The 391-nt window shown below is 63.9% G+C and carries 1 protein-coding gene and 1 pseudogene; both read right to left on the minus strand.

The window, feature by feature from the left end; translation table 11 throughout:
- A pseudogene (locus AC1DY7_RS31390) lies at nt 1-145 on the minus strand (MspA family porin); the annotation flags it as partial.
- A 100-nt stretch (nt 146-245) separates the two neighbouring features.
- Nucleotides 246-391: MspA family porin (locus AC1DY7_RS31395; protein ID WP_477497662.1), on the minus strand; the 146-nt coding region annotated here is incomplete at its 5' end.

Genomic DNA, 391 nt, shown 5'->3' on the forward strand with positions numbered 1-391 from the left:
TGCTGTGCTGGATGGTCAGGGTCCGGTCCTTGCCATCGACGAGGCTCAGCTCGTTGTCCAGACCCGCGTGAGAGGTGCCCGTGCCCACGAACAGCGCGGCAATAGCCGCCACCATCGCAAGCAGCACCCGACTGAATGCCTTCATGTTCTCCCTTTACCTGTGGTGTGTGGTGGCCTAATACGCAGGTGGTGCCGTCCGGAGCCGAAGCCCAGACGGCACCCCCGCGCCGTTTATCGCCGAAACGTCAGTTCATGTTCCATGGCTCGCCGTAGGTGGTGACCGAGTCACCCTCCTTGGCGATCAACCGAGCGAACGGACGCAGCAGCACACCACCGGCAGCACCGGTCACCGTGCCATGCGCATTGGACACCGCGACCGCACCGTTGGCAC

This window comes from Mycobacterium sp. P2_H7, assembly GCF_056403275.1.